Origin of the sequence: Streptomyces luteireticuli, assembly GCF_041519305.1 — a bacterium.
GTDB classification, from domain to species: domain Bacteria; phylum Actinomycetota; class Actinomycetes; order Streptomycetales; family Streptomycetaceae; genus Streptomyces; species Streptomyces luteireticuli.
The window spans coordinates 3,521,648-3,540,519 of record NZ_CP167927.1 but is presented as its reverse complement, the minus strand read 5'-3'; the positions used below and the strand labels follow the sequence as shown (position 1 = coordinate 3,540,519).

The window sequence follows — 18,872 nt, the reverse complement described above, 5'->3', positions numbered from 1 at the left end:
AAGCGGGAGGACGGCCGGGACAGCCGGGACGACCGGGGAAGGGGCAGCTGGGTTGACCACGCACGCACCGCAAGCAACGCACACGGTGACGTTGCCGGGCTCGCTCGACGAGGCCGTGGCGGCGCTGGCCGCCATGCCCGCGGCCGTGCCCGTCGCGGGCGGCACCGATCTGATGGCAGCGGTCAACTCGGGACTGCTGCGGCCCGCCGCGCTCGTCGGCCTCGGCCGCATCAGCGAGATCCGCGGCTGGCAGTACCAGGACGGCCACGCCCTGCTCGGCGCCGGACTCACCCACGCCCGGATGGGCCGGCCGGACTTCGCCGCCCTCATCCCGGCCCTCGCCGCGGCCGCCCGCGCCGCCGGCCCGCCGCAGATCCGCAACGCCGGCACCCTCGGCGGCAACATCGCCTCGGCCGCGCCGACCGGCGACGCGCTGCCGGTCCTCGCCGCCCTGGAAGCCTCCCTCGTCATCGCCGGACCCGGCGGCGGGCGGCGCGAGATCCCGGTCGGCCGGCTGCTCGCCGGGATCGAGCTGCTGCACCCCGGCGAGCTCATCGGCTACGTCCGCGTACCCCTGCTGCACGCCCCGCAGACCTTCCTCAAGGCCACCGGCCGCACCGGCCCCGGCCGGGCCACCGCCTCGGTGGCCGTCGTCCTCGACCCGGCCCGGCGCATGGTGCGCTGCGCCGTCGGCGCCGTCGCGCCGATGCCGCTGCGCCCCTACGACGCCGAGCACTGGGTCGCCTCGCTCATCGACTGGGACGGCGAGCGCACGCTGGCCCCCGAGGCGCTCACCGCCTTCGGCGACTACGTCGCCGCCGCGTGCATCCCCGATCCCGTGCCCGCCCCGGAGAGCGGTGAGCCCGGTACCCTGCCGCCGGCCGTGCTGCATCTGCGGCGTACCGTGGCGACTCTGGCCCGCCGAGCACTGGGGAGGGCACTCGCGTGAGTGACGATCAGAAGCGACACGCCCGGACGCCCGGCGAGGGCGGCTGGCAGCCCATGCCCCGCGGCGTGGACATCGACCCCGAGGGCACGTCGTTCGTGCAGCTCCCGCCCGAGCTGCTGGCGCACCCGAACGCGGGCGGCGGCAACGGCTGGGCGCCGCTGGCCGCCCCCGGCACGGGCTACGCGCCGCCCACGGCCGGGTCCTGGGACGCGGTGCCCCCGTACCCGGCGGCACCGGCCGCCCCGCAGCAGTCCGTTCCCCCGCAGTCCGTTCACCAGCACTCCGTCCCGCAGCAGTCCGCGCCGCCCCGCCATCAGGCCGTTCCGCCGCAGGCCCCGGCGCCCGTCCCGCAGCAGTCCGCCGGGCCGGCGGACGGCCGGGCCGAGGCCCCGGTCGACGACTGGCCGACCGGCCCGTACGTCTCGGGCAACTCCGGGGAATGGGCCATGACGGCCGACGCGTACGCGCCTCCGGCCGCGGGACAGCAGGCCGGTCACGTCGGCCACACGGGGCATGCCGGTCACGCCGGTCACGCTGATCAGTCCGGTCACGCCGCTCAGTCGGGTCACGCCGGACAGTCCGGTCACGCCGGGCAGTTGAACGACACCGCGGAATGGCCGGTGCCGTTCCCGGATGCCCTGGGCGACACCTCCACCGGCCAGTGGTCCGTCCCGGCCGCCGGGGACGACCCGGTGGAGGACTCCGGCGAGTACGCGCTGCACGAGCGCGCCGCCGCGGCCGCGCCCGCGGCCATGCCCGCGTCCGCTCCCGCGCCCGTCGGCCAGGATCCCGACCCGCACTCCACGGCACCGTGGCCGGCCCCGGCACTCGGGGACACCGGCGCCGGTGTCTGGCACCGTCCCGTGGACGACGGGCCGGCGGTGCGGACAGGCCAGTGGGACATGCCGTCCCCGGCACCGGAGGCCGCCGCACCTTCCGTCCCGCACGCCCCATCCGGCCCTCCGGCATCGCCCGTCCCCTCGGTCCCGCCCGTTCAGGGCGACACGCCCGAGGGACCGGAGGAGTACACGGCGAACGCGTACGCGGTCGGCGGGTTGACGCAGCCGTCCACCGTGGGCGTCACCGGTACGGGCGACACCCCGGCCGGTGGCGCATGGGAGGTCGTGAGCGGCGCTCCGGGCGCCCCCGGGGCAACGCCGCACGCCGGGGCCGCCGTCCGGCACGCGGTGGACGAACCGTCGGCCGAGGCGTCCGTGCCCGCGGCGGCCGAGGCCCCGTCCGCCCCGGAACCGGTACGTCCGGAGCCGCCCGCGCAGGCTGCGCACGAGCCGCCCGCGCAGACCCCGGACGGGTCGCACACCCCGGCCCCGCACCCCCAACTCCCGCACCCCCAACTCCCGTACGCCCAGGACCCGGTGGCGCCGCCCGCCGCGGCCCCCGCGCCGCCCCCGTCCGCCCCGGAGCCGTCCGTTCCGGCCCCCGCGGCGGCCGAGGCCGACGCCCCCGAGCCCTCCGCGGACCCCGACTCCGACCCCGACCTCGCCCCCGAGGACCCCGAGGCCGGACGCCCCTCGGACGAGCCCTCCGCCGACGAGGGCCTGCCCCTCCCCGAGGAGGAGTTCCCGCCCCCGGCCCCGGCCACCGAGCACCCCTGCGCCTCGTACGTCCTGCGCGTCAACGGCGCCGACCGGCCCGTCAGCGACGCCTGGATCGGCGAGTCCCTGCTCTACGTCCTGCGCGAGCGCCTCGGCCTCGCGGGCGCCAAGGACGGCTGCTCGCAGGGCGAGTGCGGCGCCTGCTCCGTCCAGGTGGACGGCCGGCTCGTCGCCTCCTGCCTCGTCCCGGCCGCCACCACGGCCGGCTCCGAGATCCGCACGGTCGAAGGGCTCGCCGCGGGCGGCCGGCCCTCGGACGTCCAGCGCGCCCTCGCCGAGTGCGGCGCGGTGCAGTGCGGCTTCTGCGTGCCCGGCCTCGCGATGACGGTCCACGACCTCCTGGAGGGCAACCACGCCCCCACCGAACGGGAGACCCGCCAGGCCATCTGCGGCAACCTCTGCCGCTGCTCCGGCTACCGCGGCGTGCTCGACGCCGTCCGCAAGGTCGCCGACGAGCGCGCCGAGGCCGCCGCGGCCCTGGAGGAAGCACAGGCACAGCAGTCCGGCTCCGGCGACGGACCGGACGCGGCGACGGGACGCATCCCGCACCAGGCGGGCCCGCAGCACGGCGGCGGCGGAAAGGCGACGGCATGACGGGCGGCATGGGCGGCAGCGCCGGGACGGCCGGATCCGGCGGACCGGACGACGTGACCGGCGTGCTCGGCTCGCTGGCCGTCTCCTCCGTCGCCGCGCCCCCCGCGGCGCCCGACGGACCCCCGCAGGGCATCGGCGCCTCCGTGCCCGCGGCCGACGCGGACGCCAAGACGCAGGGCACCTTCCCGTACGCCGCGGACCTGTGGGCCGAGGGCCTGCTGTGGGCCGCGGTGCTGCGCTCCCCGCACCCGCACGCCCGCATCCTCTCCATCGACACCCGCACGGCCGCCGCGATGCCCGGCGTCCACGCCGTCGTCACCCACACCGACGTCCCCGGCGACGCCGCCCACGGCCGCCGCGTCGCCGACCGGCCGGTCTTCGCCTCCGACGTCGTCCGCCACCACGGCGAGCCCATCGCCGCGGTCGCCGCCGACCACCCCGACACGGCCCGCCTCGCCGCCGCCGCCATCGCCGTCGAGTACGAGGTGCTGGAGCCCGTCACCGACCCCGAACAGGCCTTCTCCGCCGAGCCGTTGCACCCCGACGGCAACCTCATCCGGCACATCCCGCTGAGCTTCGGCGACCCCGGGATCACCGGCGAGGTCGTCGTCGAGGGCCTCTACCGCATCGGCCGCCAGGACCCCGCGCCCATCGGCGCCGAGGCCGCCCTCGCCGTGCCCCGCCCCGACGGCGGCGTCGAGATCTACACCGCCTCCACGGACCCGCACGCCGACCGCGACCTGGCCGCCGCCGCGTTCGCCCTCGAACCCGAGCGCGTCAAGATCGTCGTCACCGGTGTGCCCGGCGCCATGGGCGACCGCGAGGACTCCGGCGTCCAGCTCCCGCTCGGCCTGCTGGCCCTGCGCACCGGCCACCCGGTCAAGCTCGCGGCCACCCGCGAGGAGTCCTTCCTCAGCCACGCCCACCGCCACCCGACGTTGCTGCGCTACCGCCACCACGCGGACGCGGAGGGCAAGTTGGTGAAGGTCGAGGCCCAGATCCTGATGGACGCGGGCGCCTACGCCGACTCCTCGGGGGACGCGCTCGCCGCCGCCGTCGCCTTCGCCTGCGGCCCGTACGTCGTCCCGCACGCCTTCGTCGAGGGCTGGGCCGTACGCACCAACAACCCGCCCTCCGGTCACGTCCGCGGCGAGGGCGCGATGCAGGTCTGCGCCGCCTACGAGGGCCAGATGGACAAGCTCGCGGCCAGGCTCGGCCTCGACCCGGCCGACCTCCGTATGCGCAACATCATGGCGACGGGGGACATCCTCCCCACCGGCCAGACGGTCACCTGCCCGGCCCCGGTGGCCGAACTCCTCGCCGCCGTCCGCGACTTCCCGCTGCCGTCCTCGTCGCCCGAGGAGGAGGACTGGCTCCCCGGCGGCCCCGAAGGCGCCGGCGAACCGTCCGCCGTCCGCCGCGGCGTCGGCTACGGCGTCGGCATGGTCCACATGCTGGGCGCCGAGGGCGCCGACGAGGTCTCCACCGCCACGGTCAAGGTGAGCGGCTCCGTCGCCACGGTCATCTGTGCGGCCGTCGAGACGGGCCAGGGCTTCTCGACCCTCGCCCGGCAGATCGTCCAGGAGGTCCTGGGCATCACCGACGTCCACGTCGCCCCCATCGACACCGACCAGCCGCCCTGCGGCCCCGCGGCCCACGGCCGCCACACCTGGGTCTCGGGCGGAGCGGTCGAGCGCGCCGCGCGCATGGTCCGTACGCAGCTGCTCCAGCCCCTGGCCGCCCAGTTCGGCATGTCCACGGAGCTCCTGACGATCGCCGACGGCCGCATCACCTCCTACGACGGCGTCCTCAGCACCACGGTCGCCGAGGCCCTCGACGGCAAGGAGCTCTGGGCCACGGCCCAGTGCCGCCCCCACCCGACCGAGCCCCTCGACGAGACCGGCCAGGGCGACGCCTTCGTCGGCATGGCCTTCTGCGCGGTACGGGCCGTCGTCGACGTGGACGTCGAACTGGGCTCCGTCCGCGTCGTCGAAATGGCCGTCGCCCAGGACGTCGGCCGCGTCCTCAACCCCGCCCAGGCGCACGCCCGCATCGAGGCCGGCATCACCCAGGGCGTGGGCGCGGCCCTGACGGAGAACCTCCGCACCAACGCCGGCCACGTCCGCCGCCCCGACTTCGCGGGCTACGCCCTCCCCACGTCGCTGGACGCCCCCGACATCCGCATCGTCAAGCTGGTGGAGGAGCGGGACGTGGTCGCCCCCTTCGGCGCGAAGGCGATCAGCGCGGTCCCGGTCGTCACGTCCCCGGCGGCGGTGGCCTCGGCGGTACGGGCGGCGACGGGCCGCCCGGTCAACCGCCTGCCGATCCGGCCGCAGGCGGCGGTGGGGGCGGGGCTGTAGCGCCATCCATCCTGATACTCATGTGAGTTGAGTTAATGCGCGATGCACCACTGAATACCTGTCGGTAGGCTAAGGAGGTTCATTGCAGGGCTCACGGGGTTGAGTGGGGGGTGAGTTTGTACGTGGCTGGGCAATCCGCTGCGGACAAAATGCGCGTCGAGGTGGAAGCGCTCAAGGGCTTCAAGAACCGCGTCGACGAAGCGCTGACGGAACTCGGGGGCTCCGAGGCCGCACACGCGAATCTGGCTGCCGAAAAGATCGACAAGGGTCATTTCGGGCAGGACTTCGTGGCGGCCGGGGCGCTGTACGGCATGTACAACGCGGTGCACGAGGACCTGGCGAATCTGTCGAAACTGCTGTCCGACCAGATCGAGGCGCTGAGCCTCGCGGTGCAGGGCGCGCACAACGACTACCAGGGGACGGACCTGGACCACCGCGACAAGATGTGGGCGGTCCAGCGCGAACTCGCCAAGTACTACGACCCCAAGCAGGACCCGAACGCGAAGAGCGCGGGGCGCGACCAGGTGAACCCCGCCCCCGAGAAGTCGGGCGGAACGCATGGCGAGGGGGAGATGTGATGGTGAAGCGGCGACGCAGGGCAGGAAATCCGGACGGGAAGGGACACCACTGGTCATGACCGATTCGACACAGGGCCACGGCCCGGCCGCCGACCCGCGCGGCCAATTCGCCTCGCAGTGCACGGACTTCCATCAGTTCCCGCACCAGCAGCTCCTGAAGATGATCGAGCAGGCCAGTCCGGAGAAGGTCGACGCGGTCGCCGACAAACTGAAGAAGGCCGCCGGGACGATCAAGAAGATCGGCGGGGACCTCAAGGACCACATGGCCGGCCTGGAGTGGGAGGGCCAGGGCGCCGACGCCTTCCACACCTGGGGCGCGGACATGGCCAACGCGACGACGCGGCTGGGCGACTACAGCCAGGCGGCGGGCGCAGCGCTGCACGAGGCGTCGGTCGCGCTCCAGCAGGCGAAGACGACGATGCCGAAGTATCCGGCGGGGGCGAAGGCGACGCTGGACTCGTTCAACGCGAGCAACCCGAAGCCGAGCGCCTCGGGCATCCCCGACCTCAGCACCCTGAAGCCGAGCGCCGGTGCTGACCCCACCCCCAACTTCAGCCTCCAGCCGAGCAGTGGCCCCATGCTCAACGCCGGCCCGACCCCGTTGCAGGCCAATCTGGCGGCCAAGCAGCTGAAGGAGGCCCATGACGCGGCGGCGCGGGCGATGGGGGCGCTGGAGTCGTCGTACAACGCGCATGGGACGGATCTGACGAAGGCTGCGCGGCCGAATTTCCCGCCGATGCCGACGGCAATGTTGCCGAAGCAGTCGAAGGACGGCTTCGAGTACGTGTCGCTCCCCGGCGGTTCGGGTTCGGGAGGATCGGCAGGTGGCGGAGGGGGCTACGGATCGACCGGTGCAGCCGGAGGTGGCGACGGCGGGACGGGCAACTCTGGTGTGCAGGGGACTCATGGCAACGGCACCGGGTCGTCCGGTGGCGGCGACACGTCCACCGGCGTGGTCTCCCCGCCCCACGGTGATCGCTCCGAACCTTCGACCGACTCGTCGACCAGGTCGGACGGTGGCGTGAAAACTGTGCCGTCGATACCGAACGTTCCTGCTACACCGAACGGCGGGCCGCCGACCACCCCGTCGCCGAGTGGCCCGTCCGTGCCGCCACCGGTCGGCCGCCCGCATGTGCCTGCCCCGCACATTCCCAGGGTCCCCCCGGTGACCCCTCAGGGGCCGGGCCGAGTGCCGCCGTCGCCCAAGCCGGAGGGAAGAAGCGGCCCTGTCGGAACCGGCCCGACCGGGCCGGGCTCTACTGGCACTCGGCGTGTTCCCGGGGTCCCGGGGAACGGCCCGGGCACAGGACGTGTGGGGCTGCCCTCGACCGGCGTTCCTCGGATCCCGACAAGCGACGTCATCGGTGGTCAGCCGACTGTACGTGGGACGAGCCCGGCGCCGCTCCAGACGCCTCGGGGTACGGTCATCGGAGCCGAACCGGCCCAAGGAACCCAAGGACGCCCCGGCATGGCCGGACCAGGCTTTGGCGGCATGCCAGGCTCGTCCGCTGGTGGCGGGCGCGGCGTCGGAGCCGGCGGTCGCCGCCTGGCCTCAGAGGCCGGCGGTGTCGTCGGTGGCAGCACACCGAATGGCGGCCGTGCCTTTACACAGGGTGGCACGGGCCTGGTCCGCAACCCGGGAGACCGGAAGCGGGACGCCTCCCGAGGCAAGCGCCCCGACTACCTGGTCGAGGACGAAGAGTCATGGTCGTCCCATGACGGGCAGCGAAACGTGCCCCCCGTCATCGGCTGACTCCTGGAAGGAAGAGGGCAGTTCATGCGCAGAGGTACCCACCTTGCACGTAACGCACGATCGGTTGCGCTGCACTGCGCCGCGGCCCTCTTCCTTCTGGCATCCACCGCGACGTCCGCTCATGCCGACACGGTCAGGGAACGGCAGTGGCATCTCGAGGGGATGCATGCCGAAGAAATGTGGCGGACAAGCGACGGCGCCGGCGTCACTGTGGCCGTGCTCGATTCCAGGGTGGATGCCGATCTCCCGGATCTCCAGGGACAGGTACTTCCGGAAAAGGACTTCTCCGAGTCCGCTGCTCCGGAGGACGTTCCCGGGCATGGAACCGCCATGGCGGTGTTGATCGCCGGTACTGGCAAGGGACTTGGTGGTACCGGGGCGAAGGGGCTCGCTCCAGGTGCCAAGATTCTTCCCGTACGAGTCGATGATCCGATCGGCTCGGACCGTAGCCTGGTTCGTGCCATCCGATTCGCAGCGGACTCCAATGCCAAGATCATCAACGTGTCAATTGGGTATGCGTTTGAGAGCAAGGAACAAGCGCAGGCACTCGACTACGCGGCTGCCAAGGGCAAGTTGGTCTTCGCGAGCGCTGGCAACGAGGGGCAGAAGGGCAACCCGGCCGAATATCCGGCCGCCCATAAGGGAGTAGTAGGCGTAGGGGCGATCGACAGGAACGCGAGGGTGACCGCCGAATCCCAGCGCGGAAGGCAGGTGGTCCTGGCCGCGCCGGGCGACGACATGTACACCACGACCAGGCAAGGCACCGGCATCCGCCGCAGCCACGGCACCAGCGACGCCTCCGCCCTCGCCTCCGCCTCCGCCGCCCTCCTCTGGTCCGCCCACCCCAACTGGACCGCAAACCAGGTCCTCCGCGTCCTCATCAACACGGCCGGCGGCCCCAAGAGCGGCGAGAAGCGGAATGACACCCTCGGCTACGGCGTCGTCCGGCCTCGCATCGCCCTCAAGAGCCCGGGTGATCCCGGGCCTGCCGAGGTGAACCCCCTTCTCGGCACCTCGCTCCCGAAGTCTTCGGAGAGTAAGCGGCCCGAGGCCCAAAAACAGGCTGGCCAAAAGCCGGAAGCCGCCCCGGAGAAGGCGAGTGAGGACAACACCCCGTCCGCCTGGATCGGCGCTGCCGTCGGTGCTTTCGCCGTACTAGCAGCAGCCATCACTATTCCCTTCACCGTCGCTCGTCGCCGACGTAACCGTGCAACGGCCTTCGGCCCGCCTCCGCCCCCGTACGGTTCGTACAACTCGGACTCTCGTTGACCTCATGGCTACGCTTGCACAGCCTCATGTGTCCGCAACGGGTGAGACGTTCGCCTTCGATTCACGGGCGATGAAGAAGCCCATGCGGGGCACGGCCCTTGAGGCAGGGTGGGTCTGGCATGGAGTGGTCTTCAAGCTGTGATGCTCGTTGCCAGCAGCTGACTGATGTTGTCCCCGTGGCGCGGTAGGTACGACGAGGACTGTGTCGCTTCGTCGTCCATGCAAGCGTTCCGCATCCGCCACCAGGCAAGTGCAGCGTAGCTTGGCTTGAGTTGCGGGTGCTTTGGCCGGGGGACCGGTTGGGCATATCTTCCTGCAGGGTCAAACTACCCGATATCGCACTTCGGTGGCTGCACTGTCAGGGGGGAGATAGGGCCTTCGCCGCACTGTCCTGACGCGCATGGATGATCATTCGAACTATCCTGCGTACGGGCCGATATGCTCGGGATCGTGCATAAGTACGCGTACTCATGCGCGACATCGGTGATCGCGATATACAAGTGGGTGGGCAAGCGGGGCAGCTTCTGGCCCCGTCTGATACGAGTTCGCGATAGGTGGTAACTGTTGTCGGACAAACTAGCCGTGCCGTTCAAGGAGTTACGGGCGAGTGGTGGGGCATCCGGGCAGGTCGGACGCGACCTGGCGCCTCATGTGTCCAAGGCCGTAAAGGGCATGAAGGATGCCGCCGAGGGCCTTCGCGACTGGTCGTTCGGGACCGCGCTGGAGTATGCCGCCAGCGAGTGGGACACCGCGCTCGAAGGGATGCGGACACGCATCGGCAGGAGCGGGGAACTCCTCACAGACACGGCGAACGGCCAGCAGTGGACGGACAGCAGGATCTACGACTCGTTCCTGAAGGGGTACGAGAGATGAGTAGCTTGTTCCAGCGCCTGTTCAACCTGAACACCGCCCCTCTGGAATCCGCGGCGTCCTCTTGGAGGACCCTGGGCGACAAGCTGGCCTCTGCTCACACGTTCCACCGCCAGCAGGTGACCGGTCCACTTGAGAGCGGGTGGGAGGGGGAAGCGGCGAAAGCGGGCAAGGAGGTCCTGGGCATCCTGCAAGGCCAGATGGAAGCGGCGCATGTGGACGCGCTCCTCATCGCGAAGGTTCTGGAAACCGTCCGCATCCGGATGACGCAGGCGCAGACCGATCTGCGTAATGCCGTTCGTAGCGCTGAGCAGGAGCACTACGTGGTCGATGACGGGACCGGTCAGGTCAAGATGCCGACCTGGCTGCTCGACGCGCAGCACGATCCGGATCAGCCGGCCTTGTTCGCGAAATACGCGGTGGGTATGCAGAAGTACCAGGACAGCATCAACCAGGCGCTCAAGGACGCGGAGCAGGCGAGCGAAGAGGGACGCAAGGCGATCACGGAGTTCGACCCCCAAGGCTTGCACAAGGAAGACGCGCTCGGGCAGTCTGCGAAGGCGGCGAAGGGCATCGCCAAGGATCTCGGTGTGGGCCCCTTCGGCTGGCCTAGGGGTCATGACGTCAAGGAGAACGCTGCCTGGTGGAAGGGGCTCGACCAGGATCAGCAGCAGCTGTTCATCGCGATGTACCCCGAGAAGGTGGGCGCCATGAACGGTCTACCGAGTGCGGTGCGTGACAGTGCGAACAGGCTGCTGCTCGACCAGATGCTGAATCCGGCGCGGCCCGACCATGCCATCAACCCCGACGAGTTCAACAAGCAACAGGCAGGACTTCAGGCCTTGAAGAGCAAGTTGGATTCGGCTGACGGTGTCCCAGCAGAGCAGAGGCTCTACTTGCTTAAGGTTGACCCGCGAGGCGACGGACGAGCCATCATCGCCATGGGAAATCCAGACACGGCGGCCAACACAGCCGTGCTTGTTCCTGGAACCAACACGAACTTGGAAAGCATTCCTGGCCAGGTGGATCGCATTAGCGGGTTGCAGCGTGTGGCAATGAAGCTGAGACCAAACGACAGCACAGCCGTCATTTCATGGCTCGACTACGAGGCGCCGCAGGTCAAGGTGTCCGACTCCCGAGTAGACCTCGGCGTGGCCGGGACTTCGAGAGCCGAGGATGGTGGAGAAGCGCTGCGCGAGTTCACAGCTGGAACTCGTGCGGCTCAGGGGGAGCGACACGGTCGCCTGACAGTGATCGGTCACAGTTACGGCTCAACAACCATGGGTGCAGGGGCTGCCGGGGGTCGCGGGCTGGAGGCTGACAACATTATCGCTCTCGGGAGCCCGGGGCTGACTGTCGAGCATGCTCGGGATTTGCACGTGGACCCCAGGCACGTATACATCGGTACCGCGGATGATGACGGAATCAAGAGGGCTGCTGACAAGACGCTGGGTATCGATCCTGCGACAAGCACCTTTGGAGCTCAGCGGATTCGAGTGGACACAAGTGGGCACAGTGGGTACTGGGATTGGGCCGATTCGAAAACTCCTAGTGAATCCCTGGTCAATCAGGGGAGGATCATCACTGGGAGCCAGGCGCCTACGACTACAGGATATGAGCCCGCTCCGTTTGGCCGGCCTGGCTATGACATGCCGTTCCCTCATGTACCCCAAGGAGTCAAGTGAGGCCCGGAACTGTCGCGCCTGTCCACGGGCCTTTGAGAAGTTTCACGTTGCGCTTCGTGACGTTGTCTGTAGTCGTCGGCCTCCTGGGGGGTTGTGTGTCTGATTCGAAGGAAAAGGGGAAGAACGATCCGTTGCCCAGAATGGACAGATCGGAGGCGAAAGACTGGGCCCGGCGCTTCACTGAGCATGTTGCCGATGTTATGGGAGTCCGTGTCAACTCTAGAAATCCAGATGTCAGATACGTCGGGTGTATTGGGAGAGACGGCGAGTCTGCAACAGATTCGAGGTACAAACTTCTCTACACGGCCTGGGTGGACTTGCCCCAGGAAAGGCACAACGAGGCCGGTGAAAAAGTTCGGAAGATGTTTGAGCGCGACGGGTACGACGTCACGACGTTTCGACGTTACGAGTCGCCCAACGTCAGCATGATTGTGGAGGCGCGACCGAAGAAGGAGGGTTTCTTTATCTCGGTGGAGTCTGCGGCGTCCGGGAAGGGGTTTGGCGAGATGGGTATCGGAATAGATTCGCCATGCCTGATCCCGGGCGGGGTGAAGCAGGAGAAACAATGATCTCTCATGGCCAGGAGCCGGGGGAGGAGCCTTTGCGCCGGCGGCCGCTGTCCGGACACTTACCTCATCAGAGGTGATTCCTGCGGCTCATGGAGAGAGGGTCGGTTCTTTATGTACGGTCTGCGGGTTGCGCTCTGGGGTGTAGCCATCGGAGCGTTCGGTTTGATTTTGACCATGAACGGGACAGGCTCGTTCGATCAGGTTTTGATCTTCCTGCTTCTTGTGTTGGTTGTCCTGTGCCCCGCGTTCGGTGAGCTCTATGCAGCGCGTCGGAAGCAGCGTGATTGGTATGTGCGAACCTTCACGTCGTTTGACGAGCTGAGGCAGTCTGTGGATGTGCTGCCCTTGAGGCGAATCCGCGACTGTGAGGGGGTCGCCGAAGCTGTCCACGAACTGAAGAAGAGGTATCCGTTGCTCCCGGTCGCCGAGGCAGCCAAGCTCGTGCGTAGCCTGTGAGGCCGGGCGTCAAGTGATCAGATCAAATGGTCAAGTTCACCTCTCTTGGCGGCCTCGACCAAGTTCCGTAAGCCTTCACGAGTCGTGGTGACTACCTCGTGAGGGCGGTCTGTTTCGCGGAGGATAGGCGTTCCATCCGGCGCTTGGCCTATTTGAAGGCAGGAGTTGCCTCCGTCCCCGCCGCAAATAGGTTCCTGCCACTGCGTCTCAGGCATGGGTGTCCGTTCGTAGTTGGTGGGCAATCGTTTCGATGAGTGTGCGAGTCTGCTCCGGTGTGAGGGACCGGGCTTCCGCGTTGTCGAGCAAGTCGCGGTACCTCCTCAACTCCGTTTCCGAGTCGACGAAGACGGGGCCGTGAAAGCTGTCCAACTGGACCGTGTCGAGCTGGCGGACCGGCCCGTACGCGTAACAGATGGACTGGCCGGAGCCGGCGAAGCCCTGAGTGTCGAAGGGGATGGCCCGGATGCTGATATTGCTCCGCTCGCTCATGCGGAGCAAGTGGTTCAACTGAGCCCTGGCGACGTTCGGTCCGCCGAACTGCATGTGTAGGGCTGCCTCGTGGATGATCGCGGTGAACGGGGGTGGGTCGTCCCGGAGAGTGAGGATCTCCTGCCGTCGCATGCGGTGTCCGGCGCGGAGTTCGACCTCCTTCTTGGGGAGAGAGGCGAGAGATGCCTCGAAGACCGCCTGCGCGTGCTCGGCCGTCTGAAGAAGGCCCGGCAGGTGCACCATGAGGAACATTCGGAACGCCGTGGCGTGGTACTCGAGTTCGGTGACGTCGAGGAAGCCAGTCGGCAGGTTGTTGCGATACGACTCCCACCAGCGGCTGTCTCGATCCCGGGCCATGTCGGCGAGGGCGTCGATCAACTTCCCGTCACCACAGCCGTAGTGCTGGGCAAGGGTGCGCACCCGCTCTGGACTGATCGCGAAGCTGCCGGACTCGATGTTGGGGATCCGAGTCCGATTGACGCCGATGAGCGCGGCAGCTTGCTGGGTGGAGATACCAGCGGCCTCTCGAATCTTGCGCAGCTCGGTGCCGAGGCGCCGCTGACGGACCGTGGGGGCGTTGCGTGGTGGCATGTCACCTCTCCTCGTAGCCGCGGACAGTCTGCCGCTGTAGCTGCATGAGATCCATCGCGTAGAACGGTTCTCCTGTTCGGTAGAACCGTCCACCCGGTGTGCGCTACCTTCGGTGCCGCTTCACTCACGCACAGCGAGTCGGAAGAGCACCGCGTGAGCATGCCCGTCCTCCCTGGGAGGGGTGTGCCCGCGTCCAGGGAGGCGAGCCACCGGCGGTTGCGTGCGATGACCCCAATCCCCCCCACGTGCTTGGAGTGATCACGCATGCTCAGTGACGCCGTATCCGCCTGCCTCCCGGGCGGGCCGCCGGCGGTGCCGGGTGCGCCGACCCTGGCCGACCTCAACTACTCCTTCGGGCTTCCCGGGAGTCCGTATGCGCTCTCCCTCGCCCGTCGCCTCGTGCGTCAACTGCTCGACGAGCACGGGCTGTCCGACATGGCGGAGCTCGGGACCTTCGCGGTGGCCGAACTCCTCGGGAACTGCCATCTGTTCAACGTCAACCGGGAGACGGACGTATCTCTGAGGTGGCGGTACGGGGTGCTCCGGCTGACCGTCTTCGACAAGCATCCGGCGCATGCCGGCGGCCACGGCCGGGTCTGCCTCGGGCTTCGGCGCCTGGCGTTGACGACGCTGGACGAGGTCGTGGCGGCGTGCAGGGGGATCTGCGGGCTGGAGAACGCGCGGGGGCCGTTGGCCGGGAACAGGATGTGGGTCGTGTTCTCGCGGGAGGCGGCGCGGTGTTATGCCGGGCTGTGAGTGCGACGGAGCTGGGCGGGGGCCTGCTGGGGTGGCAGGCGTAGGGCGCCGTAGTAGTCCCGCTCCGTGTCCGAGGGGTATCTCGCGCACTCGGCGTAGGCGGAGACCGACAGGCGGTCCTCCGAGTTCGTCGCGACCCTGATGGTGTCGCCGGTGCGCGGGTGCTTGAGGTGGAGCCAGAGTTCGTGGCCGGGCGTCGAGTCGTCGAACCTCATGACCTTCCAGCCCTGCCGCGTCAGATGGTGTCGCACTCGCTCGAGCGCCGGTTCCGCCTCGGCGCGGGGGACGCCCTTGAGGGCCCACTCCTCGCGTACGTCCACGACGCCGGGCTCGGCCGGCGGGGTGTCGCGCAGGTTCTCGGGCAGGTGGCGCAGGCCCTGGCGTGGGCATGCGGAGCCTCCGGCTTCCATGCCGCGGCCGGGCCGGTCGTCGTCCAGCCGGGCCCGCGGCAGACCGAGGGCGTCGTAGACGGACTGCGTGTGTCCGTCCAGCCGCTCGGCGGTGGCTGCCGGACGGGCCACCGGGTAGGGGTCGCCCTCCCACATCGACTTGGCCCACCGGGCGAACACCGCGACACCCGCTATCAGGGCGGCGGCGCCGACCACCGCTGTGGTCGAGAAGATGAGGGCGAGGATTTTTGTTCGTCCGGTCACGTACGGAATCGTCCGTCAGCCGCAGCACGGCAGGCATGAGTCCGGCTACTCATCTGATGCCTCGTCCGGATGCTCAGCTCGGGGACGGGGGCCAGGGCTATCCGGAACCTGGTCACCCCTTTATGGGCAATCCGGCCGAGGGGTTCTGATTGTTCCTCATTCGCTAACCTGTGCATCGATTGGATGTTTCTATGTGAGCGCGTGAGGGCGGGATGACGGTGGGCTTCGTCGATGCCTCGGAAGCGGATCGTTCGGCGTCCGGGTGTCTGGACGTCGTCGCCGTACCGCAGGTGGCTCCCGATGCCGCCCTGGTCCGCGAGCTGTACGCCCACTCCAGCCGGATCCTCGACGCGCTGGCGCTCCGGCGGAGGGTGGGGCGGACGGACGACGTCGTGTCCGTGGTGTGTCCGGAGTGCGTGCCGTGGGGGTTCACGGAGACGCCCTGTGCCGTGGGGCATCAGTGGTACGTCGACCGGGTGCGGGACACGGCGCTGCCGGAGGCGCTGATGCGGCTGGGGGCGTGGTTCGAGGCCGGCGGCTGGGTGTCGTTCGAGGACGTCGCGGACGCGAGTCTGCTGTCGGCGGCGCGCAATGCCGAGGGGTACCGGGCGGGCGTGACGATCGTGGCCGGGCAGCGGCGACTGATGGTCCGAGTGATCACACCCTGTACGCGGGTGTGAGGAAAGGGGGCGGCTTGGCCGGGTACGGAGGAGTGCTGCCGGTGAACGGGGCCGCCCTGGCGGCCGATCCCCGGCTGGCGGCGGCCGTCGAGGACATCGGGCGGCGGAGCGGCGTCGACTATTTCGACGACGATGTGGTGCGGGGTGTGCTGGGCGCGCACCGGGTGCGCTACGGACCGTCGACGTGGCTGTCTCTGGTGGGGTTCCTGGGCGGACTCGTGCTGCTGCTCCCGGCCGCTGACGGGGGAGGGGCTCTGATGCTGGCCGGGGCCGCCGTGCTGCTGGTGGTCTCGATCCCCGTTCTGCTCCTCTCGGGGGCGGTGACCCAACAGCGGCGCAGGCACCCGCAGTTGATCGCCTACCGGCAGGTGCTGACCGCAGCCTTGGAGCACGGTGCGCCGGTCGTGCACATCCCGGGCTGGTTGCCCACGCCGTCCTCGTAGGGCCATCGGCCGACCGACCGGCTAGGGGTGCGAGCCCGCGATCGCGTCGACCACCATCCACGCGGCCATCAGCATGACCATCGCCAGTACCCATGCGTACCGGGCCAGTTCCCGCCGTGAGGCGAGCCCCCAGGTGCCCAGCGGTGCGGCCAGCAGGGCCGTGCCGAGGGGGACGTACGCCACCAGCTGCTGCCCGGTCGTGGTGCAGATGAGCTGGGTGTCGCCCTGGCCGCAGGGGTCGCTCGCCATCACCGCCAACGGCGCGAAGAGGAACGTCGCCCCGGCGAAGAGCCAGAGCACCAGGCCGCCGATGGCCTTGAGGCAGTTGGCGGCGGCGTTGTCGTAGCGGGCTGCTGTCATGATCGTCACGCTAGGCGGCGGGTGCGAAGCGGGGCATCCGCGCGCCTACGCGTCCGGAGCTGAGTACGGGTACTCAGACGCAGAGGCCGTGACCGGAATCGAACCGGCGTAACTCGCTTTGCAGGCGAGCCCCTCAACCACTCGGGCACACGGCCAAGTTGTGCTGTCCCTCAAGACATTAGGGCGGGGCCCCGACCTCGATCAACAGGGCGCGGGGTGCCGCCACATGACCGACATGCCCCGTTCATGGGGCTCATGAGGACCGGGACGCCAGGAACTCCTCCACCACCGGGCGGAACATCTCCGGCTCGTCCACCCATGGGTAGTGGCCGACCCCGTACAGCGGCCGGAGCGCGGCCCGGGGGAAGGAGGCCGCGACGAGTTCGCCGGCGCGCATGCCGGTGACCGCGTCGCGGTCGCCCGTGACGACGAGGACGGGGCAGGTCACGGCGCGGAGGCGGTCGAGGACGGCGGTGCGGGCGGCGTCGTCGACGCCCTGCCAGAAGGCGATGCGGGGGACGGGGTGGAGCTGGTGGTCCTGGGCGGCGGCGTGGGCCTGCTGCGGGGCGTCCCAGCGGGCGTACGCGAGGGGGGCCGCGCGGCGGAGGAGGGCGCGGGCCTCGGCGAAGTCGCGGGTGTCGGGGAGGGAGTGGGCGGCGACGTACGCGTCCACCCACCACTCCTCGTCCGCGCGGGACTCGAAGATCTCCTCGGCGTCGCCGGGGAGTTCGCCCTGGAGGCGGGAGCCCGGGGTGACGAGGACGAGGTGCGCGAGGCGGTGCGGGTAGAGCGCGGCGTACGCCTGGGCCGTGGCGCAGGCGGCGTCGTGGGCGAGGAGCGCGAAGCGGTCGAGGCCGAGGTGGGCGCGGAGGGATTCGACGTCCTCGGCCAGGGCGGGGAAGGCGTAGCCGGAGGGGTCGGGGGCGGGCGGGGAGGCGCCGGTGCCACGGGAGTCGGGGACGACGAGGGTGTGGCGGGCGTCGAGGCCGCCCAGGTCGCCGAGGTAGGCGGCGTCGCGTCCGGGGCCGCCGGCGAGGCAGATCACGGGTGGGCGGCCGACGTCGGGCTCGCGTGCCTCCAGGACGCGGTAGGCCAGCTCCGCGCCGTCGTAGGAGGGGTAGCGCAAGGGGGCGGGTGGTGCGTTATGTGGCATATGTCAACCATGCCTTAAGTGGTGGATGATCCAGAAGCAACCCATCAAGGAACTCCCGCCTGCCCCAAAATCCGCTTATGATTCCGGTGTGTTCGACTCGCGGCACATCAAGACGTTCCACGCGGTGGTGGCGGCCGGTTCGTACTCCGCGGCCGCCCGGGCGCTCGGATACACCCAGCCCGCGATCACCCAGCAGATGAAGGCCCTCGAACGGGCCGTCGGGACACCGCTGTTCACGCGGGTGGGGCGGCGGATGCGGCTGACCGAGGCGGGGGAGGCGCTCGCCCGGCACGCCGAGACGATCCTCGACACGCTCAGCGTGGCCCAGCAGCAGATGAGTTCGCTGACGCGGCTGCGCTCCGGCCGGGTGCGGATGTGCGCGTTCCCCAGCGCGGGCGCCACCCTCGTCCCCGAGGCGCTGGCCCGGCTCGCGGCCGACCACCCGGGGGTGCGGGTCGAACTGCTGGAGGGGGAGCCCCCGGAGTCGCTGCGCAGGCTGGAGCGCGGCGAGTTCGACATCGCGCTCGCCTTCACCTACCCCGGGCTGCACGACGAAGTGCCGGACGAATTGGTGGAGATACCGCTGCTGGAGGACCAGCTGACGGTGCTGATGCCGGCCGGGCACCCGCTGGCCCGCCGCCGTGCCGTGGCCCTGGCCGACCTCGCCGAGGAGCGCTGGATCGCGGGCTGTCTGCGCTGCCGCACCAACTTCCTGCACGAGTGCACCCAGGTCGGTTTCGCGCCCGACATAGCGTTCACCACGGACGACATCCTGGTCGTGCAGTCGCTCGTCGCGGAGGGGCTGGGGGTGGCGATGATGCCGGGGCTGGTGCTGTCGTTCCTGCGCCACGACCGGATCACCGGCCGCCCGCTCGACCCGGCGTCCAGCCGCCAGGTCTCGGCGTACGTGCTCCGCGACCACCTCCGCGTACCGGCCACCGCCCTCGTGCTGGACGAGCTCAAGGCGGCGGCGAGGCGGCGTACCGGCGGCTGTTCGAACAAACCATAAGCGGCAGTTGGCGACCGGCCAACGAACTGTCGTTGGACG

18 protein-coding genes and 1 tRNA gene are annotated in these 18,872 nt (G+C 69.8%); 14 read left to right on the top strand and 5 right to left on the bottom strand.

Going from position 1 to position 18,872, the window contains the following annotated elements; all coding sequences use genetic code 11:
• Nucleotides 1-52: 52 nt before the first annotated feature.
• The 10 genes from AB8735_RS15645 to AB8735_RS15600 all read left to right on the top strand — a co-directional run bounded on the left by AB8735_RS15645 (nucleotide 53) and on the right by AB8735_RS15600 (nucleotide 12,699).
• Nucleotides 53-949 (top strand): FAD binding domain-containing protein, encoded by an 897-nt coding sequence (locus AB8735_RS15645; protein WP_344031446.1) that lies wholly within the window; start codon nucleotides 53-55, stop codon nucleotides 947-949.
• Complete coding sequence (locus AB8735_RS15640) at nucleotides 946-3,159, top strand: 2Fe-2S iron-sulfur cluster-binding protein (RefSeq protein WP_372407956.1); 2,214 nt, start codon at nucleotides 946-948, stop codon at nucleotides 3,157-3,159. Before AB8735_RS15645 ends, AB8735_RS15640 begins: the two co-directional genes overlap by 4 nt.
• Entirely contained in the window at nucleotides 3,156-5,519 is a 2,364-nt protein-coding gene (locus tag AB8735_RS15635; protein WP_344031441.1) for a molybdopterin cofactor-binding domain-containing protein, read from the top strand. Before AB8735_RS15640 ends, AB8735_RS15635 begins: the two co-directional genes overlap by 4 nt.
• Before the next feature lie 122 nt (nucleotides 5,520-5,641).
• Nucleotides 5,642-6,097: a hypothetical protein gene (locus AB8735_RS15630; RefSeq protein WP_344031439.1), complete on the top strand. Its 456-nt coding sequence runs from the start codon at nucleotides 5,642-5,644 to the stop codon at nucleotides 6,095-6,097.
• A gap of 55 nt (nucleotides 6,098-6,152) precedes the next feature.
• Nucleotides 6,153-7,850: a hypothetical protein gene (locus AB8735_RS15625; protein WP_372407954.1), complete on the top strand. Its 1,698-nt coding sequence runs from the start codon at nucleotides 6,153-6,155 to the stop codon at nucleotides 7,848-7,850.
• A gap of 24 nt (nucleotides 7,851-7,874) precedes the next feature.
• Complete coding sequence (locus tag AB8735_RS15620; protein WP_372407953.1) at nucleotides 7,875-9,119, top strand: S8 family serine peptidase; 1,245 nt, start codon at nucleotides 7,875-7,877, stop codon at nucleotides 9,117-9,119.
• Nucleotides 9,120-9,701: 582 nt separating this feature from the next.
• On the top strand, nucleotides 9,702-9,992 hold the full coding sequence (locus tag AB8735_RS15615) for a hypothetical protein (RefSeq protein ID WP_372407952.1): 291 nt from the start codon (nucleotides 9,702-9,704) through the stop codon (nucleotides 9,990-9,992).
• Complete coding sequence (locus AB8735_RS15610; RefSeq protein ID WP_372407950.1) at nucleotides 9,989-11,674, top strand: alpha/beta hydrolase; 1,686 nt, start codon at nucleotides 9,989-9,991, stop codon at nucleotides 11,672-11,674. Before AB8735_RS15615 ends, AB8735_RS15610 begins: the two co-directional genes overlap by 4 nt.
• 56 nt (nucleotides 11,675-11,730) lie before the next feature.
• On the top strand, nucleotides 11,731-12,243 hold the full coding sequence (locus AB8735_RS15605) for a hypothetical protein (RefSeq protein WP_372407948.1): 513 nt from the start codon (nucleotides 11,731-11,733) through the stop codon (nucleotides 12,241-12,243).
• Between the two features lie 6 nt (nucleotides 12,244-12,249).
• Nucleotides 12,250-12,699, top strand: coding sequence for a hypothetical protein (locus AB8735_RS15600; protein ID WP_372407945.1), 450 nt, complete (start codon nucleotides 12,250-12,252; stop codon nucleotides 12,697-12,699).
• A gap of 207 nt (nucleotides 12,700-12,906) precedes the next feature.
• On the opposite strand, the gene AB8735_RS15595 is transcribed toward AB8735_RS15600, so the two are convergent.
• The gene (locus tag AB8735_RS15595; protein WP_372407943.1) at nucleotides 12,907-13,779 is read right to left on the bottom strand and encodes a Scr1 family TA system antitoxin-like transcriptional regulator; all 873 of its coding nucleotides are present in this window, start codon (nucleotides 13,777-13,779) and stop codon (nucleotides 12,907-12,909) included.
• 264 nt (nucleotides 13,780-14,043) lie between these two features.
• On the opposite strand from AB8735_RS15595, the gene AB8735_RS15590 reads away from it, so the two are divergent.
• Complete coding sequence (locus AB8735_RS15590; RefSeq protein WP_372407940.1) at nucleotides 14,044-14,535, top strand: hypothetical protein; 492 nt, start codon at nucleotides 14,044-14,046, stop codon at nucleotides 14,533-14,535.
• Here AB8735_RS15590 and AB8735_RS15585 read toward each other — a convergent pair.
• Nucleotides 14,520-15,188 (bottom strand): hypothetical protein, encoded by a 669-nt coding sequence (locus AB8735_RS15585; RefSeq protein WP_372407939.1) that lies wholly within the window; start codon nucleotides 15,186-15,188, stop codon nucleotides 14,520-14,522. The genes AB8735_RS15590 and AB8735_RS15585 overlap by 16 nt on opposite strands.
• A 212-nt stretch (nucleotides 15,189-15,400) precedes the next feature.
• Between AB8735_RS15585 and AB8735_RS15580 the strand changes: the two genes are divergently transcribed.
• Both AB8735_RS15580 and AB8735_RS15575 read left to right on the top strand, forming a co-directional pair.
• Entirely contained in the window at nucleotides 15,401-15,868 is a 468-nt protein-coding gene (locus tag AB8735_RS15580) for a hypothetical protein (protein WP_344031417.1), read from the top strand.
• Between the two features lie 41 nt (nucleotides 15,869-15,909).
• Nucleotides 15,910-16,311 (top strand): hypothetical protein, encoded by a 402-nt coding sequence (locus AB8735_RS15575; protein WP_372407937.1) that lies wholly within the window; start codon nucleotides 15,910-15,912, stop codon nucleotides 16,309-16,311.
• A 21-nt stretch (nucleotides 16,312-16,332) separates the two neighbouring features.
• Here the strand turns inward: AB8735_RS15575 and AB8735_RS15570 are convergent, their stop codons facing one another.
• From AB8735_RS15570 to AB8735_RS15560, 3 genes are all read right to left on the bottom strand, one after another.
• Nucleotides 16,333-16,671, bottom strand: a complete 339-nt coding sequence (locus AB8735_RS15570; protein ID WP_372407935.1) for a hypothetical protein — start codon at nucleotides 16,669-16,671, stop codon at nucleotides 16,333-16,335.
• A gap of 83 nt (nucleotides 16,672-16,754) precedes the next feature.
• Nucleotides 16,755-16,826 (bottom strand) — tRNA-Cys (locus AB8735_RS15565).
• A 98-nt stretch (nucleotides 16,827-16,924) separates the two neighbouring features.
• On the bottom strand, nucleotides 16,925-17,824 hold the full coding sequence (locus AB8735_RS15560; protein WP_372407934.1) for an alpha/beta fold hydrolase: 900 nt from the start codon (nucleotides 17,822-17,824) through the stop codon (nucleotides 16,925-16,927).
• A gap of 88 nt (nucleotides 17,825-17,912) precedes the next feature.
• On the opposite strand from AB8735_RS15560, the gene AB8735_RS15555 reads away from it, so the two are divergent.
• Nucleotides 17,913-18,833 (top strand): LysR family transcriptional regulator, encoded by a 921-nt coding sequence (locus AB8735_RS15555; protein WP_344031407.1) that lies wholly within the window; start codon nucleotides 17,913-17,915, stop codon nucleotides 18,831-18,833.
• Nucleotides 18,834-18,872: the final 39 nt, after the last annotated feature.

Coding starts and splice junctions, on each gene's coding strand:
- AB8735_RS15635 (WP_344031441.1), top strand. CDS start 3,156: ATGACGGGCGGCATGGGCGGCAGCGCCGGGACGGCCGGATCCGGCGGA.
- AB8735_RS15625 (WP_372407954.1), top strand. CDS start 6,153: ATGACCGATTCGACACAGGGCCACGGCCCGGCCGCCGACCCGCGCGGC.
- AB8735_RS15620 (WP_372407953.1), top strand. CDS start 7,875: ATGCGCAGAGGTACCCACCTTGCACGTAACGCACGATCGGTTGCGCTG.
- AB8735_RS15610 (WP_372407950.1), top strand. CDS start 9,989: ATGAGTAGCTTGTTCCAGCGCCTGTTCAACCTGAACACCGCCCCTCTG.
- AB8735_RS15600 (WP_372407945.1), top strand. CDS start 12,250: ATGGCCAGGAGCCGGGGGAGGAGCCTTTGCGCCGGCGGCCGCTGTCCG.
- AB8735_RS15595 (WP_372407943.1), bottom strand. CDS start 13,779: ATGCCACCACGCAACGCCCCCACGGTCCGTCAGCGGCGCCTCGGCACC.
- AB8735_RS15590 (WP_372407940.1), top strand. CDS start 14,044: ATGCTCAGTGACGCCGTATCCGCCTGCCTCCCGGGCGGGCCGCCGGCG.
- AB8735_RS15580 (WP_344031417.1), top strand. CDS start 15,401: ATGACGGTGGGCTTCGTCGATGCCTCGGAAGCGGATCGTTCGGCGTCC.
- AB8735_RS15570 (WP_372407935.1), bottom strand. CDS start 16,671: ATGACAGCAGCCCGCTACGACAACGCCGCCGCCAACTGCCTCAAGGCC.
- AB8735_RS15560 (WP_372407934.1), bottom strand. CDS start 17,824: ATGCCACATAACGCACCACCCGCCCCCTTGCGCTACCCCTCCTACGAC.